The 14423-nt window shown below is 71.8% G+C and carries 15 protein-coding genes and 1 riboswitch; of the genes, 14 read left to right on the top strand and 1 reads right to left on the bottom strand.

Translation table 11 applies throughout. The features are described 5' to 3' along the window. Positions 1-25: 25 nt before the first annotated feature. The 13 genes from DYE07_RS01185 to DYE07_RS01245 all read left to right on the top strand — a co-directional run bounded on the left by DYE07_RS01185 (position 26) and on the right by DYE07_RS01245 (position 13000). Positions 26-2458 (top strand): primosomal protein N' family DNA-binding protein, encoded by a 2433-nt coding sequence (locus DYE07_RS01185; RefSeq protein ID WP_115296154.1) that lies wholly within the window; start codon positions 26-28, stop codon positions 2456-2458. Between the two features lie 35 nt (positions 2459-2493). Next, on the top strand, positions 2494-3339 hold the full coding sequence (locus DYE07_RS01190) for an HAD family hydrolase (RefSeq protein WP_231729357.1): 846 nt from the start codon (positions 2494-2496) through the stop codon (positions 3337-3339). Between the two features lie 75 nt (positions 3340-3414). Continuing rightward, positions 3415-4350 (top strand): methionyl-tRNA formyltransferase, encoded by a 936-nt coding sequence (fmt, locus tag DYE07_RS01195; RefSeq protein ID WP_115296155.1) that lies wholly within the window; start codon positions 3415-3417, stop codon positions 4348-4350. Positions 4351-4531: 181 nt separating this feature from the next. After that, entirely contained in the window at positions 4532-6001 is a 1470-nt protein-coding gene (locus tag DYE07_RS01200) for an RsmB/NOP family class I SAM-dependent RNA methyltransferase (protein ID WP_115296156.1), read from the top strand. Between the two features lie 5 nt (positions 6002-6006). Continuing rightward, positions 6007-6681 (top strand): ribulose-phosphate 3-epimerase, encoded by a 675-nt coding sequence (rpe, locus tag DYE07_RS01205; RefSeq protein ID WP_115297044.1) that lies wholly within the window; start codon positions 6007-6009, stop codon positions 6679-6681. An 81-nt stretch (positions 6682-6762) separates the two neighbouring features. Continuing rightward, positions 6763-6893: riboswitch (FMN riboswitch) on the top strand. 189 nt (positions 6894-7082) lie between these two features. Further along, entirely contained in the window at positions 7083-8105 is a 1023-nt protein-coding gene (gene ribD, locus DYE07_RS01210) for a bifunctional diaminohydroxyphosphoribosylaminopyrimidine deaminase/5-amino-6-(5-phosphoribosylamino)uracil reductase RibD (RefSeq protein WP_006943835.1), read from the top strand. After that, positions 8105-8761 carry a riboflavin synthase gene (locus DYE07_RS01215; protein WP_006943813.1) on the top strand — a complete coding sequence of 219 codons (657 nt, stop codon included), beginning with the start codon at positions 8105-8107 and terminating at the stop codon, positions 8759-8761. Before ribD ends, DYE07_RS01215 begins: the two co-directional genes overlap by 1 nt. Beyond that, on the top strand, positions 8758-9450 hold the full coding sequence (locus DYE07_RS01220) for a nicotinamide mononucleotide transporter family protein (protein ID WP_115296157.1): 693 nt from the start codon (positions 8758-8760) through the stop codon (positions 9448-9450). Before DYE07_RS01215 ends, DYE07_RS01220 begins: the two co-directional genes overlap by 4 nt. A 60-nt stretch (positions 9451-9510) precedes the next feature. Next, complete coding sequence (locus DYE07_RS01225) at positions 9511-10746, top strand: bifunctional 3,4-dihydroxy-2-butanone-4-phosphate synthase/GTP cyclohydrolase II (protein ID WP_062255956.1); 1236 nt, start codon at positions 9511-9513, stop codon at positions 10744-10746. A gap of 84 nt (positions 10747-10830) precedes the next feature. Next, positions 10831-11322: a 6,7-dimethyl-8-ribityllumazine synthase gene (gene ribH / locus DYE07_RS01230; protein ID WP_006943795.1), complete on the top strand. Its 492-nt coding sequence runs from the start codon at positions 10831-10833 to the stop codon at positions 11320-11322. Positions 11323-11381: 59 nt separating this feature from the next. Then, positions 11382-11645, top strand: a complete 264-nt coding sequence (locus tag DYE07_RS01235; protein ID WP_006943831.1) for a phosphoribosyl-ATP diphosphatase — start codon at positions 11382-11384, stop codon at positions 11643-11645. Positions 11646-11659: 14 nt separating this feature from the next. After that, a complete protein-coding gene (gene hisG, locus DYE07_RS01240; RefSeq protein WP_006943808.1) occupies positions 11660-12505 on the top strand; it encodes an ATP phosphoribosyltransferase in 846 nt (281 codons plus the stop codon). Positions 12506-12526: 21 nt separating this feature from the next. Next, positions 12527-13000, top strand: coding sequence for a PH domain-containing protein (locus DYE07_RS01245; RefSeq protein WP_006943810.1), 474 nt, complete (start codon positions 12527-12529; stop codon positions 12998-13000). 7 nt (positions 13001-13007) lie between these two features. Here the strand turns inward: DYE07_RS01245 and DYE07_RS01250 are convergent, their stop codons facing one another. After that, a complete protein-coding gene (locus DYE07_RS01250) occupies positions 13008-13622 on the bottom strand; it encodes a nucleoside/nucleotide kinase family protein (protein ID WP_006943823.1) in 615 nt (204 codons plus the stop codon). 48 nt (positions 13623-13670) lie between these two features. Here DYE07_RS01250 and hisF point away from each other — a divergent pair, with 48 nt between their 5' ends. Then, on the top strand, positions 13671-14423 hold the full coding sequence (gene hisF / locus DYE07_RS01255) for an imidazole glycerol phosphate synthase subunit HisF (RefSeq protein ID WP_006943747.1): 753 nt from the start codon (positions 13671-13673) through the stop codon (positions 14421-14423).

The raw sequence follows: 14423 nt of genomic DNA on the forward strand, positions 1-14423 counted from the left end.
GGAGCACTCGTGTAGAGATGAGGTCATGACGAGCGACGACGTGCACGCCGCGAGCAGCGAACAACTCGCGCTGCTGCGCGACGCCGTGCGCGCCAAGGCACGCGGGGACGATGCGGGCAGCGCGAAGGCTGCTACGCGCGACGGTGGGAGCGAACGGGTCGCCGTCGTCTGGCCGATGCTCGAGGTGCCTCACCTCGACCGCGAGTTCGAGTACCGCATCCCCGCCGAACTGGCCGATGACGTGCGCTTCGGCGTCGCCGTCAAGGTGCGTTTCCACGGCAAGCGCATCACCGGGTACGTCGTCGGCGTGCGCGAGACCCCCGAGTTCACCGGCACGCTGAGCCCGCTGCTCGCCGTCGTGTCGCCCGAGGCCGTGCTCACCGAGCACATCTGGCAGGTGGCGCAAGCCGTCGCCGCTCGCATGGGCGGCACCGTCTCCGATGTCCTGCGCCTCGCGATCCCACCGCGGCACGCACGCGCCGAGAAGGCCCTCGACGAGCGGATGGCGAAGGCGTCGGCGGCGGATCGATCGATGCCCGAGGTGGCTGAGGCCGGGAACGCTGGTCCTGACGCCGCTTCGGCTGTGCCGGCTGAGCCTGACGACGAGGCTTCGGCTGTCACGGGCGGCGCTGCTGCCCATGATGGTGCGGCTGTCGCTGATAACGAGGCTGCTCCTGGCGAGGCGCTCGCGTCGTGCGGCGGGCATGCCTCGACGAGCGCGACGTCCAGCGGCGCGGTTGCGGCCGACGGGCCTACACCGGGCGATGATATGGCCTCGACGAGTCATGCGACGAGCGGCGCGGTGGCGGCCAGTGCGCCGGCGCCGCTCAGCGCGTGGCGTCACTACGCCGGGGGATTGAGCCTGCTCACGCATCTTGCCGCGGGGGAGAACCCGCGTGGTTCCTGGGATGTCGCGCCCGGGCTGTTCGGCCCGGATGCCTGGCCTGCCGCCGTCGCGGACGCCGCGGCAGCGGTGCGCGATTCTGGGCGTTGCACCGTCGTCGTCGTGCCCGACGGGCGGGATGTCGATCGCGTCGCCGCGGCGTGTTCGGCCCGGTTGAGCGACGATCAGGTCGTCACCCTCACGGCGGACATGGGTCCGCAGGCCCGCTACACCGCGTTTCTCAAGGCGCTGCGCGGCCTCGCCGATGTCGTCGTCGGAACGCGCGCGGCGATGTTCGCTCCGGTGCCCGACCTCGGCCTCGTCGTGTGGTGGGACGACGCCGACACCCTTCACGTCGACCCGCACGCGCCGTATCCGCACGTCGGAGCCGTGCTCGAGACTCGCGCCGACCTCGCCCCGGCCGCCCTGTTGAGCGCGGGCGCCGTGCCGTCGGTGCGGGTGCAGGCCCAGGTCGAGGCCGGCGTCAGTGTCCCCGTCGACCCGGTCGAACGCACGAGCGCGCGCGTCGTCGTCACGGGCGACGACCGCAGCGTCGAGCGTCACGGCGCCGCAGCCCGCGCGCGCATCCCCGCCGAGGCATGGCAGGGCGCGACCCGCGCGTTGCAGGACGGGCCGGTGCTCGTCCAGGTGCCGCGCCGCGGGTACATCCCGACGATCGCGTGCGCCCGGTGCCGCACGAAGTCGACCTGCGACGTGTGCCACGGGCCGCTCGGGCTCGACGGCGAGCACAGCGCCCCGACCTGCCGGTGGTGCGGCCACGTCGCGCACGTGCTGACCTGCCCCGAGTGCGGCAGCCACGAGATCCGGTCGCTGACGATCGGGGCCGGACGCACCGCCGAAGAACTGGGCCGTGCGTTTCCCGGGGTGCCGGTGCGGCGCTCCGGGGCGCCGGACGTGCTCGCGAGCGTGCCCGACGAGCCCGCGCTCGTCATCTGCACCCCCGGTGCTGAACCCGTCGCCGAGAACGGGTACAGCGCCGCGATCCTGCTCGACGCATGGGCCCTGCTCGACCGGGGCGGGCTCGACGCCGGTCAGCGTGCCCTCACGCATTGGTGCGCCGCGGCGGGCCTCGTGCGCCCGGCGTCGACGGGCGGCGTCGTCTACCTTGCGGGCGTGCCCCGGCACGTGCCGTTTCCCGCCGTCGAGGCGCTCGTGCGTTGGGCGCCGCGGTGGTTCGCGGCGCGTGAACTCGCCGAGCGCGTCGAGGTGATGCTGCCACCCGCCACGCGGATGGCAGCGCTCGAGGGCCCGCGACGCGCGGCCGCTCGGTACGCCGAAGCGCTCGAGAAGGCGGCGCGCGAGCACGACGTCAGCGTCGACGTACTCGGCCCGCTGCCGCTGCGGCGCCGGCACGTGTTCGACCGGGCGACGCCCCAGCGTCAGGCCACGTCGTCGGACGACGACGAGTCGCTCGTGCGCTTCCTCGCGCGGTGGAACGACCCGACCGATGCAGACGTCCCGGCGCTGCTGCGCGCCCTCACCGCGTCACGCTCAGCCGCGCGCGAACCCGTCGTCACGGTGCGCCTCGACCCACTCCTGGACGGCCTGGCATGACGAGCCCGAGCCGCTCCGCCCGCTACGGTGGCGCCATGATGTCTGGACCTAACCTCACGAGCGGCCTCACCTCGAGTGCCGGCCGCCGCGCCCGGGCGATCGACCTCGACGACCTCGACGGCCCCGACGCCGGCGACCTCGCGAGCCTCGCCGACCTGGGTGACGCGCCGCAGCCGAGCCCGGTCGACATGGTCGTGTTCGACATCGGCAACGTGCTCGTGCGCTGGGAGCCGCGCGCGGCACTGCTCGACGCCGTCGGCGAGGACGCGGCGACAGCGCTGCTCACCGACCCCGAACTCGACTTCTTCGCACACAACCTCGCCGCTGACGGCGGGCGCGCGTGGCGCGAGATCGTCGCCGAGATCGACGAGCGACACCCGCACCACACGGCCGCGGCGCAGGCCTACATCGACAACTTCCACCTCGCCATCGCCGAGCCGATCGCGGGCAGCGTCGCCATCGTGCGCGAACTCGCTGAGGCGGGTGTGCCACTGTTCGCGCTGACCAACTTCAGCGCCGAGCTGTTCGAGGTCGCCCGTTCGCTGCACGGCGACGTGCTCGACCTGTTCGAGGAGATCATCGTCTCCGGCGAGGAGGGCGTGACGAAGCCCGACCCGGAGATCTGGGAGATCCTCGAAGAGGTGACGCGCCACCGCGGCGGGTTGAGCGACGCCGTCTTCATCGACGACTCAGCCGCCAACGTCATGGGGGCCGAGCAAGCCGGCCTCGACGCGATCCTGTTCACCGACCCCGACACCCTGCGCGACGATCTGCGCCTGCGCGGGCTGCCGTTGGAGCCGTCAGCCGGCTCGCGCCAGACGAGTGCCGGCGTGTCCGAGACGCCCGACGGCACCGCCGGGGCCGGCGCGGCTCACCACTAGACTGATTCCTCACGACTCACCCCCTGCGGAGCTGCGCGAGCCGCCCGCTCGAACCGACGAAGGGCCCACCAGCCGATGCGCGTAGTTTTCGCCGGAACCCCGGAGGCGGCTCTGCCGTCGTTGCGGGCCCTGCTCGATTCGGCCCACGAGGTCGTCGCCGTCGTGACGCGCCCCGAGGCGCGTCAGGGGCGCGGGCGCAAGACGTCGCCGTCGCCGGTGCACGAGCTCGCGCTCGAGGCAGGCCTCGAGGTGCTGACGCCGACGAAACCGTCCGACGACGACTTCGTCGCGCGGCTGCGCGAACTCGAGCCCGACGCCGCGCCGATCGTCGCGTACGGCGGGCTCATCCCGCCGTCGGTGCTCGCGATTCCGCGGCACGGCTGGATCAACCTGCACTTCTCGCTGCTGCCCGCCTGGCGTGGCGCCGCACCCGTGCAGCACGCCCTCATGGCCGGTGACGACGTGACGGGCGCCTCGACGTTCCTGCTCGAGGAGGGGCTTGACACCGGGCCCGTCTTCGGCACGATGACGGAGGCGATCGGCCCCACCGACACCTCCGGCGACCTGCTGACACGCCTCGCCGAAGGTGGTGCGTCCCTGCTCGTCTCGACGCTCGACGCCCTCGCGAACGGTGACGTGACGCCGATTCCGCAACCTCGCGACGGTGTCTCGCTCGCGCCCAAGATCCAGGTCGACGACGTGCGTCTCGACTTCTCGGTGCCCGCGTTCGCCGTCGACCGCCGTATCCGCGGCGCGTCTCCGGCGCCCGGGGGGTGGGCGATGCTGCGTGGTGAGCGCGTCAAGCTGCTGCGCAGCCGCCTCGCCGACGCCGACGGGTGCCCGCCGCTGACACCCGGCGAGCTGCACGCCACGAAGACGCAGGTGTTCGCCGGCGCACTCGGCGGCGTCGTCGAACTGCTCGAGGTGCAGCCGCACGGCAAGAAGGTCATGCGTGCCGCCGACTGGGCCCGCGGGCTGCGTTTGAACGAAGGCGAGAGCTTCGGTGAGTGACGAACGACGCGGCGGCAGCGGCTCCAGCCGCCAGAGTGGCGGACAGGGCGGCCGTGACGAACGACGTACGGGCGGCCCCGGGCGCGACGGCCGAGGCGCGCAGCGGAGCGCCGGTCGTGGAGAACAACCTCCACGCGACGATCGCCGTGACGCGCGGGGCCGTCAGCGTTCGGATGCGCGCTTGCGCGGCGCGGGCCACCGCAGTGAGCAGGCGCCGTCAGCGCGCCGGCGCACGGGTGATCCCGCCCGCAGTGCGGCGCTCGCCGTCCTGCGCGCCGTCGACGACGGTGCCTACGCCAACCTCGAGATGCCGAAGGTCCTCACGCGCCATGATCTGAGTGGCCGCGACGCGGCGTTCGCCACGGAGCTGGCCCTCGGCACCATCCGTCGACAGGGGTTCTACGACCGCGTCATCGAGACGGGCTCGGGTCGCGCGCCGTCGCAGATCGACCCGGTCGTGCTCGCCGTGCTGCGCCTCGGCGTGCACCAGATCCTGTCGATGCGTGTGCCCGTCCACGCCGCCACGTCGGAGACCGTCGCCCTCGCCCGCGAGCACGCCGGCTCGGGTGCGGCGGGTTTCGTCAACGCCGTCCTGCGACGCGCGGGGGAGCGCGACCGTGAGACGTGGATCGCCGACCTCACGCGCGGTGTCGATGACGCCGACGAGGTGCGCGCCGTCGCGACTTCCCATCCGCGCTGGGTCGTCTCGGCGCTGCGCCAGTCGCTGCGCGGCCACAGAGCCGCGGGCGGGGACGGTCAAGCGAGCCTCGACGACGCACTCGACGCGCTGCTCGAGGCCGACAACACGCCTCCGCGCGTCAGCCTCGTCGCCCGCCCGGGCCTTGCCACCGTCGACGAGCTCGTCGCATCCGGAGCCGAGGCGAGCGACCTGTCGCCGGTCGGTGCGGTGCTGCCGTTCGGTGACCCCGCGAACATCCCCGCGATCCGGCAGACGAGGGCTGCGGTGCAGGACGAAGGTTCGCAGCTGCTCGCCCTCGCACTCGCCGACGCTGACGTGCCGCCGCGCACGGCATCGGGCGACGACGCACGCGAGGATTGGCTCGACCTGTGCGCCGGCCCCGGCGGCAAGGCCGCGCTGCTCGGCGCGGTCGCGCACCTGCGCGGCGACGTCCTCTACTGCAACGAGGCGAGCGAGCACCGCACGGACCTCGTGCGGCGCACCCTGCGCGCGCTGCTCGACGACGGCGCGGAGATCTACATCGGCACCGGCGACGGGCGCGACCTCGGTCGTGAGGAGCCCGGCACCTACGACCGCGTGCTGCTCGACGCGCCCTGCACCGGCCTTGGCGCGCTGCGCCGTCGCCCCGAGTCGCGCTGGCGCCGTCAACCATCGGACGTCGCGCAGCTTTCCGCTCTGCAGGTCGAACTGCTCGACTCCGCGATCGACGCGACGCGTGCGGGCGGCGTCATCGGATACGCGACGTGCTCGCCGCACCCCGCAGAGACCCTCGCCGTCGTCGCGGAGGTGCTCGGACGGCGCGACGACGTCGTCCAGGAGGACGCCTGGCCGCTGTTCCGCGACGCGTTCGACGAGCCCATCGAGCGCGTCGGCGACCTGCCGTCCGTCCAGTTGTGGCCGCATCTGCACGGCACCGACGCCATGTTCTTCGCCCTCCTGAGAAAGAAGTGACCCGCATGACCGACGCCCGTGACGTCCGCATCTCGCCGAGCATCCTCTCCGCCGATTTCGCCAACCTCGAACGCGAGCTCGACGCCATCAACAACGCCGACTGGGCGCACGTGGACGTCATGGACAACCACTTCGTGCCCAACCTGACGCTCGGGCTGCCGGTCGTCGAGTCGCTGCTGAAGGTGAGCCCGATCCCGCTCGATGCGCACCTCATGATCGACGACCCCGACCGCTGGGCGCCCGCCTACGCCGAGGCCGGGTGCAAGAGCGTGACGTTCCACGTCGAGGCCGCGGCCGACCCGCAGAAGCTCGCACGCGACATCCGCGCGGCCGGAGCTCGCGCGTCGATGGCGATCAAGCCGAACACGCCGTGGGAGCCGTACGCGGATCTGCTGCCCGAGCTCGACATGGTGCTCGTCATGACGGTCGAGCCCGGCTTCGGTGGCCAGTCGTTCATGGCGGAGCAGATGCCGAAGGTGCGCGCGGTGCGCGAGAGCATCCGCACGCACGGCGGTGACGTGTGGGTGCAGGTCGACGGCGGCGTCTCGGCCAAGACGATCGAGCAGTGCGCCGAAGCCGGTGCCGACACCTTCGTCGCGGGATCGGCCGTCTACGGTGCCGAGTCCGCTGCCGCCGCGATCGACGAGCTGCGTGCCCTGGCTGCGGGGCACGCGCACTGAACTGACGTGTGTCGCACCGAGCGGGGTGGGCGAGCTTGCGAGGGAAGACGCGCAGAAGAGCGCGAAGGAGTAACATGTTGGGCGTGTACCCGGGGTAGGTGAAATTCCTAGCCGGCGGTGAAAGTCCGCGACCCGGCCCGCTTCGACAGGGGTCGGTTGACTCGGTGAGATTCCGAGACCGACGGTTAAAGTCCGGATGGGAGGTTGCACGCGGTTGTTCGCGCTCTGCGCGGGCGGCCGACGAGCCGTTGCGGCGTGCCTGAGGGCATCGCGCGTGGCGTCTCGGCCGATGTCGTCGGCGCCTTCGTGGCGTGCGGCGGGCGTCAGCTTTCTCGTGCCCCGGTGATCGGTTGTTCGATCGGACCGGAAGGCATCTCGTGAGACTCGAGCGTCACAGCGCCATGGAGCGCGCCGCGCAGCTGGCTGCGCTGTCGCCGCGTGTCGACCCCAATCCTCGTGTCGGGTGCGTCGTCGTCGACGCTGACGGCGTCATCCTCGCAGAGGGCTACCACCGCGGCGCGGGCACGTGGCACGCCGAGGCCGCGGCCATCAACGAAGCGATCGCGACGGGCGTCGACCTGCGTGGCGCGACGGCGTACGTCACCCTCGAACCCTGCGCGCACACCGGGCGCACCCCGTCGTGTGCACGCGCTCTGATCCGCGCCGGCGTCGCCCGTGTTGTCTTCGGCCAACCCGACCCGAACGGCGCGGCCGCCGGGGGAGCGCAGATCCTGCGCGAGGCAGGCGTCGCCGTCGAACAAGTTGACACCCTCGCGGCTGCGAGCCGAGACCTCAACGCCGACTGGACGTTCTCCGTCACCCACGCGCGCCCGTTCGTGCGCTGGAAGTACGCCTCGACCCTCGATGGATTCAGCGCGGCGTCGGATGGCACGTCGCAGTGGATCACCGGCCCGGCCGCGCGCGTCGACGTCCACGCGCAGCGTGCCGAGCACGGCGCGATCGTCGTCGGCACCGGCACCGTTCTCGCCGACGACCCGCAGCTCACAGTCCGCGACGCCCAGGGACGCGCGGGGGTGCAGCAACCGTTGCGCGTCGTCGTCGGCGACACCCCGATCCCCGACACTGCCCGCGTGCTCGACGACGCCGCTTCCACCCTCGTGCTGCCCCGGCAGAGCCCGACCGACGTCCTCGCCGCGCTGCACGCGCGCGGCATTCACGCCGTCTGGCTCGAAGGTGGACCGACGCTGGCCGCGGTGTTCCTGCGTGCCGGGCTCGTCGACGAGATCGTCGCCTATCTCGCCCCCGCCCTGCTCGGCGCGGGCCGCCCCGCGGCCGCCGACCTCGGCATTACGACGATCGCGGAGGCCCGCCGCTTCGACCTCGTCGACGCCACGACGCTGCCCTCGAACGAACCGTCCGCCACCGACCTGCGCCTGCGCCTGCGTCCCACGAAGGAGATCTGATGTTCACCGGAATCATCGAAGCGACCGGCACGCTCGAGCGCATCGAGCACACCGCCGACGCGGCGATCCTCACGATCGCGGGCGCCGCAGTCCTCGACGACGCCCACCACGGCGACAGCATCGCCGTCAACGGCGTGTGCCTGACGGTGACCACGTTCGACGAGCAGCGTTTCAGCGTCGACGTCATGAAGGAGACGCTCGATCGCACGAGCCTGGGCGCGCTCGTGCCGGGCAGCCGGGTCAACCTCGAACGCGCCATGAGCGCGCAGGCACGGTTCGGCGGTCACGTCGTGCAGGGCCACGTGGATGCGACCGTCCGCATCACCGCCATCGAACCGGGGGAGCGCTGGAGCGTCGTGCGTTTCGACCTGCCCGTCGACCTGGCGCCCTACGTCGTGGAGAAGGGTTCGGTGACGCTCGACGGCGTGTCGCTCACGGTCGCCTCGCGCCAGGAGGCGTCGTTCAGCGTCAGCCTCATCCCGACGACGCTCGAGCTGACGACGTTCGGCGCCGCCCGCGTCGGCGGTCTCGTCAACGTGGAGGTCGACGTGCTCGCCAAGTACGTCGAGCAGATGCTCGCGCCGCGCCTCGCTGCGCTCGACATCCGTCTCGTGGAACTCGACGCCCGCCTGGCGGCCTCCGAGGGGCGCGCATGAGCATCTGGGAACAGGCCTACTCGGCGCACCTGACGATCGGCGGTGCGCAGATCACGTGGCGCGAGATCATCGGCAACGCGTTCGGGATGGCGTCCGCGATCGGTGGCATGCGCCGCAAGGTGTGGGCGTGGCCGGTCGGCATCATCGGCAACATGCTGCTGTTCACCGTGTTCGCCGGGCTCGTGTTCGGCATGGACGATCGCGCGCCGATGCTCGGTCAGGCCGGGCGGCAGATCTTCTTCATCATCACGAGCCTGTACGGCTGGTGGGTGTGGCGCGCGAGCCGCCGCGACGGCACGAGCGGTGAGGCCGTCACGCCGCACTGGGCGAGCGCGAGCCAGCGCATCGGCTACCTGATCGCCTGGGGCGCGGGCGTCGTCGTCGTGCACTGGATCTTCACGCTGATCGGCGCGGGTTGGCCGGCGCCGTGGTGGTACTTCTGGTGCGACGCCTGGATCTTCGTCGGCTCCCTGCTCGCGACGTTCGCGATGGCGCGCGGCTGGAACGACTTCTGGCTCATGTGGATCGCAGTCGACGCCGTCGGCGTGCCCGAGCTCATCTATTCCAAGTACTACCCGAGCGCCGTGCTGTACGCGCTCTACGCAGCCCTCGTCGTCGTCGGATTCGTGCAGTGGGTGCGCATCTCACGCCCCCACAGCGTCGCCGAACGCGAGAGGGAAGCGGCCTGAGCGATGCACAGCCCGTCGAAGCAGACCGAGACGATGAAAACCGAGACGAGAGGGAGCCTGATGAGCGCCGCACCCAGCGCCGCAACGCCCGAGGAGACGCCGCTGGCGCTGTCGAGCATCGAGGACGCGCTCGAGCAACTGCGGCTCGGACGGCCGGTGCTCGTCGCCGACGACGAGAACCGCGAGAACGAGGCCGACATCGTCATGTCCGGCGCGACGATGACGCGCGAGTGGATGGCGTGGGCGATCCGGCACAGCTCCGGGGTCATCTGCGCGCCGATGCCGGACGCGATCGCCGACCGCCTCCTGCTGCCCCCGATGGTGTCGCGCAACGAGGATCCGAAGGGCACCGCCTACACGATCTCCGTCGACGCGAAAGGCGGCGTGCACACCGGCATCTCCGCAGCCGACCGCGCGCTGACGCTGCGGTTGCTCGCCGACCCGAGCACCGAGCCGAGCGCGCTGACGCGCCCCGGGCACGTCTTCCCGCTGCGCGCCAAGCCGGGCGGCGTCCTCGAGCGCGACGGGCACACCGAGGCCTCCGTCGACCTGTGCCGCCTCGCCGGGCTCGAACCGGTCGCGATGATCGTCGAACTCGTCCACGACGACGGCGCGATGATGCGGCTGCCCGGCGCGATCGAGCTGGCGCAGCGCGAGGGCCTCGCCGTCATCACGATCGAGCAGCTCATCGGGTGGCGGCGCCGCCACGACCGCGTCGAACACGTCGCGAGCGCCGACCTGCCGACGCAGGTCGGAACGTTCCGCGTCGAGGCCTACGCCGATCGGGAGAACGGCGCCGAGCACCTCGCGCTCGTCGCGCCGACCGACGGTGATGACGTGCCGCTCGTGCGCGTCCACTCCGAATGCCTGACGGGCGACGCGCTCGGCTCGCTGCGCTGCGACTGCGGGCCGCAGCTCGCCGAGGCGCAGCGGCTCGTCGCGCGTGAGGGCGGGGTCGTCGTCTACCTGCGCGGGCAGGAGGGCCGCGGCGTCGGCCTGCTCAACAAGATCCGCGCGTACGCCCAGCAGGACGCCGGCGCCGACACCGTCGACGCGCAGACGAACCTGGGGTTGCCGATCGAGGCGCGCGAATACGGCGCTGCCGCAGCGATTCTGCGCGACCTCGGCATCGAACGGGTGCGGCTGCTGACGAACAACCCGGCCAAGGTACGCGAGCTCGTCGAGCACGGGATCGACGTCGTCGAGACGGTGCCGCTCGTCGCGGGGCGCACCGTCCAGAACGCCTCCTACCTGCGCACCAAGCGCGAGCGCATGGGGCACACGTTCGACGCGTGAACCGCGCGTCGCATCGGAACCACCAGCCCGGCACACCACCCGCACGCACGAACCACCACTGCAGATCGATCGAAGGAGAACATCATGAGCGGCCACGGAGCCCCCACCCTCAGCACTGACGCGGCGGGCCTGCGCGTCGCCGTCGTCGCGGCGAGCTGGCACGAGAAGGTCATGAACGGCCTCATCGACGGCGCCCGTCGCGGCCTCGCCGACGCCGGCGTCCGTGACGACGACGTGACACTCGTGCGCGTGCCCGGCACGTTCGAGCTGACGGCGGCCTGCGCGCGCCTCGCGCCGCACTTCGACGTCCTCGTCGCGCTCGGCGTCGTCATTCGCGGTGGCACTCCGCACTTCGACTACGTCTGCAGCGCCGCGACGGACGGGCTGACGCAGATCGGCGTCACGACCGGCAAGGCGATCGGTTTCGGCGTCCTCACGTGCGACACCGACGCCCAGGCGCTCGATCGTGCGGGCCTCGAGGGTTCGAGCGAGGACAAGGGTCACGAGGCGGCGACGGCGGCCGTCGTCACGGAGATGACGTTGCGCTCGTTGCAGCTTCCGGCCGCGACGCTGTGAGCGGCGCGACGCCGGGCGCGGTCGGCCCGGCGCGAACGCAGCCGGTAGCCTTGGGCACCGTGAAGAGCTTTGAGCAACTGTGGGAAGAACTGAGCGAGAAGGCGGCCACGCGCCCCGAAGGGTCGGGCACCGTCGCCGAGCTCGACGCGGGCGTCCACTTCATCGGCAAGAAGATCGTCGAGGAGGCCGCCGAGGTGTGGATGGCCGCCGAGCACGAGGGCAACGCCGCCGCCGCCGAGGAGATCAGCCAGTTGCTGTACCACCTGCAGGTGCTCATGCTCGAGCGCGGCATCACGCTCGACGACGTCTACTCCCACCTGTGATCGAAGGGTCCTCCATGCTGCGCGTTGCCGTGCCCAACAAGGGCGCCCTGTCCGAATCCGCCGCGTCGATGCTCAAGGAAGCGGGCTACCGCGGGCGTCGCGAGTCGAAGGAACTCGTCGTCGTCGACCGCGACAACGACGTCGAGTTCTTCTTCCTGCGCCCCAAGGACATCGCCGTCTACGTCGGTTCGGGCACCCTCGACCTCGGCATCACCGGGCGTGACCTGCTGCTCGATTCCGGCTCGAGCGCCGTCGAACACCTGCAGCTCGGCTTCGGCGGTTCGACGTTCCGCTACGCCGGCCGCCCGGGTGTCGCGACGTCCGTCAGCGAGCTGGTGGGGCGCCGCATCGCGACGTCGTTCGCCGGCCTCGTGCGGGCCGATCTCGCCAAGAACGGCGTCGAGGCCGAGGTCGTACGTCTCGACGGCGCCGTCGAGACGGCCGTGACGCTCGGCGTCGCCGACGTCATCGCCGACGTCGTCGAGACCGGCACGACGCTGCGCAACGCGGGCCTCGAGGTCTTCGGCGAGCCGATCCTCACGAGTGAGGCCGTTCTCATCCGCCCCGACGCGCGTGAAGTCGGTGACGCCGCACTGACGCTCGTGCGTCGCCTCGAAGGTGTCCTCACGGCCCGCAACTTCGTCATGATGGACTATGACATCGAAGCTTCCCTCGTCGAACGCGCCGCGGCGCTGACGCCGGGGCTCGAGTCGCCGACCGTCTCGCCGCTGCACGACCCGAACAAGGTCGCGGTGCGCGCGATGGTCAACCGCAAGGTCATCAACCACGTGATGGACGAGCTGTACGCGCTCGGCGCGCGCGCCATCCTCGTCACCGACATCGCAGCCTGCCGCCTGTAGTCGAGCCCGCGAGGAGCAATCATGAGTGACGTCGACGCCTACCGTCCCTTCGTCCCGCGACGCGGGCGGGCGATGGCGTTCACCGCGGCGGCGCTGTCCGTCGTCGTGTTCGGCATCGTCGCGTTCGTCCTCGTGCCCGGTGGCGGTGCGACGGGGTGGACGACGATGGACAAGTGGTCGCTGTTCTTCCTCGGGTGTGCCATCGGCTGGATGCTGTCGCGCTGGGGGCTCGTCAAGGCAGTGCCGAACGAGCGCGGCCTCAAGGTGCGCAACCTCATCCTCACGCGTGAGATCGAGTGGGCCGAGATCCTCGGCGTCCAGTTCGGCGGCGGGCGGGCCTGGGCGACGCTCGACCTCGCCGACACCGAGCAGCTCGCCGTCATGGCCATCCAGCGCGCTGACGGCCCGTCGGCCGAGGCGGAGGCCTCGCGCCTCGCGGCCCTCGTCGAGGTCGCTCGTCAGCGTGCCGCGGCCGCGGCGGGCGCGCACGACTGACGCTCGTTCAGCCCCGAATGGGGTCGTCCGGCACGCGAACGAGCGCGTCGGGGCGCGGTGGGTGCGCCGCGAACCAGGCGTCCTCCTGCAACTCCCACGCGAGCCAGTAGGGCACGAACGTCTCGCCGTCGCGCTCCAGCGCGCGCCGCTTGCGTGTCTCGCGCTCGGCCTCCAGCCACAGGGCGGCGTGGGCGAGCGACCGTCCGACCCAGGTCGCGCCGACGCCTTCGACGATGAGCGGACGATCGGGTGTGATTGTGACGCGTCCTCGCGCCGCCGTGCCCGGCCAGTGGGTCGGCAGGTAGGTGCTCGCGTTGTGGCGTGACCACTGCTCGGCGATGTGACGGGCCCGCACGAGCCCCGCCGACAGCCCGTCCCAGTCGCGGTACAGATCGTCGAGGTGGACGATCTGGGCGTCCACGTGACGATCGTGCAGAGCGCCGGCGAGCTGCGTCTTGCCCGAGCCGGAGCGGCCGTCGATCGTGACGAGCCAGCGCGGGCGCGTCATCCGCGCCTCGACGTGCGCGAGGGCGTCGTCGTGTTCGACGTGCGGCACGCACGCGAGGGCGGCGGCCTCGGGACGCACGGGGGCCGAGAGCGAGCCGGCGCGTGCGTCATCCACGGATCAAACCTATCGGCGCTGCGTCGCCGTGGCCTCTAATCTGGTGCCATGACTGTTGCCGTGCGTGTCATCCCGTGCCTCGACGTCGACGCCGGCCGCGTCGTCAAGGGCGTCAACTTCGAGAACCTGCGCGACGCGGGCGACCCCGTCGAGCTCGCCGCGAAGTACGGCGCCCAGGGCGCCGACGAGTTGACGTTCCTCGACGTGACGGCGAGCTCCTCGGATCGTTCGACGACGTACGACGTCGTCTCGCGCACCGCGGAGCAGGTCTTCATCCCGCTGACGGTCGGGGGAGGCGTGCGCACGGTCGACGACGTCGACCGGTTGCTGCGCGCCGGCGCCGACAAGGTCGGCATCAACACGGGCGCCATCGCTCGCCCCGCGGTCATCGGGGAGATCGCCGACCGGTTCGGCGCGCAGGTGCTCGTCCTGTCGGCCGACGTGCGCCGCGTCGATGGCCACTACGTCGTGACGACGCACGGTGGGCGTCGCGCGAGCGACCTCGACGCCGTCGAATGGTGTGCTCGCGCGGAGGCGCTGGGCGCCGGGGAGATTCTGCTCAACTCGATGGACGCCGACGGCACGAAGGCCGGCTTCGACCTCGACCTCGTCGACGCCGTGCGCCGCGAGGTCAGCGTCCCGCTCATCGCGAGCGGCGGCGCGGGCGCCGTCGAGCACTTCGAGCCGGCCGTCGCGCACGGCGCTGACGCGGTGCTCGCCGCGTCGGTGTTCCACTACGGCGAGCTGACGATCGGTGACGTCAAGGGTGCCCTTGCGGCGGCGGGGCACCCGGTGCGCTGA

The sequence above is a fragment of the Dermacoccus nishinomiyaensis genome, from assembly GCF_900447535.1.
In the GTDB taxonomy this organism is placed as follows: Bacteria; Actinomycetota; Actinomycetes; order Actinomycetales; family Dermatophilaceae; genus Dermacoccus; species Dermacoccus nishinomiyaensis.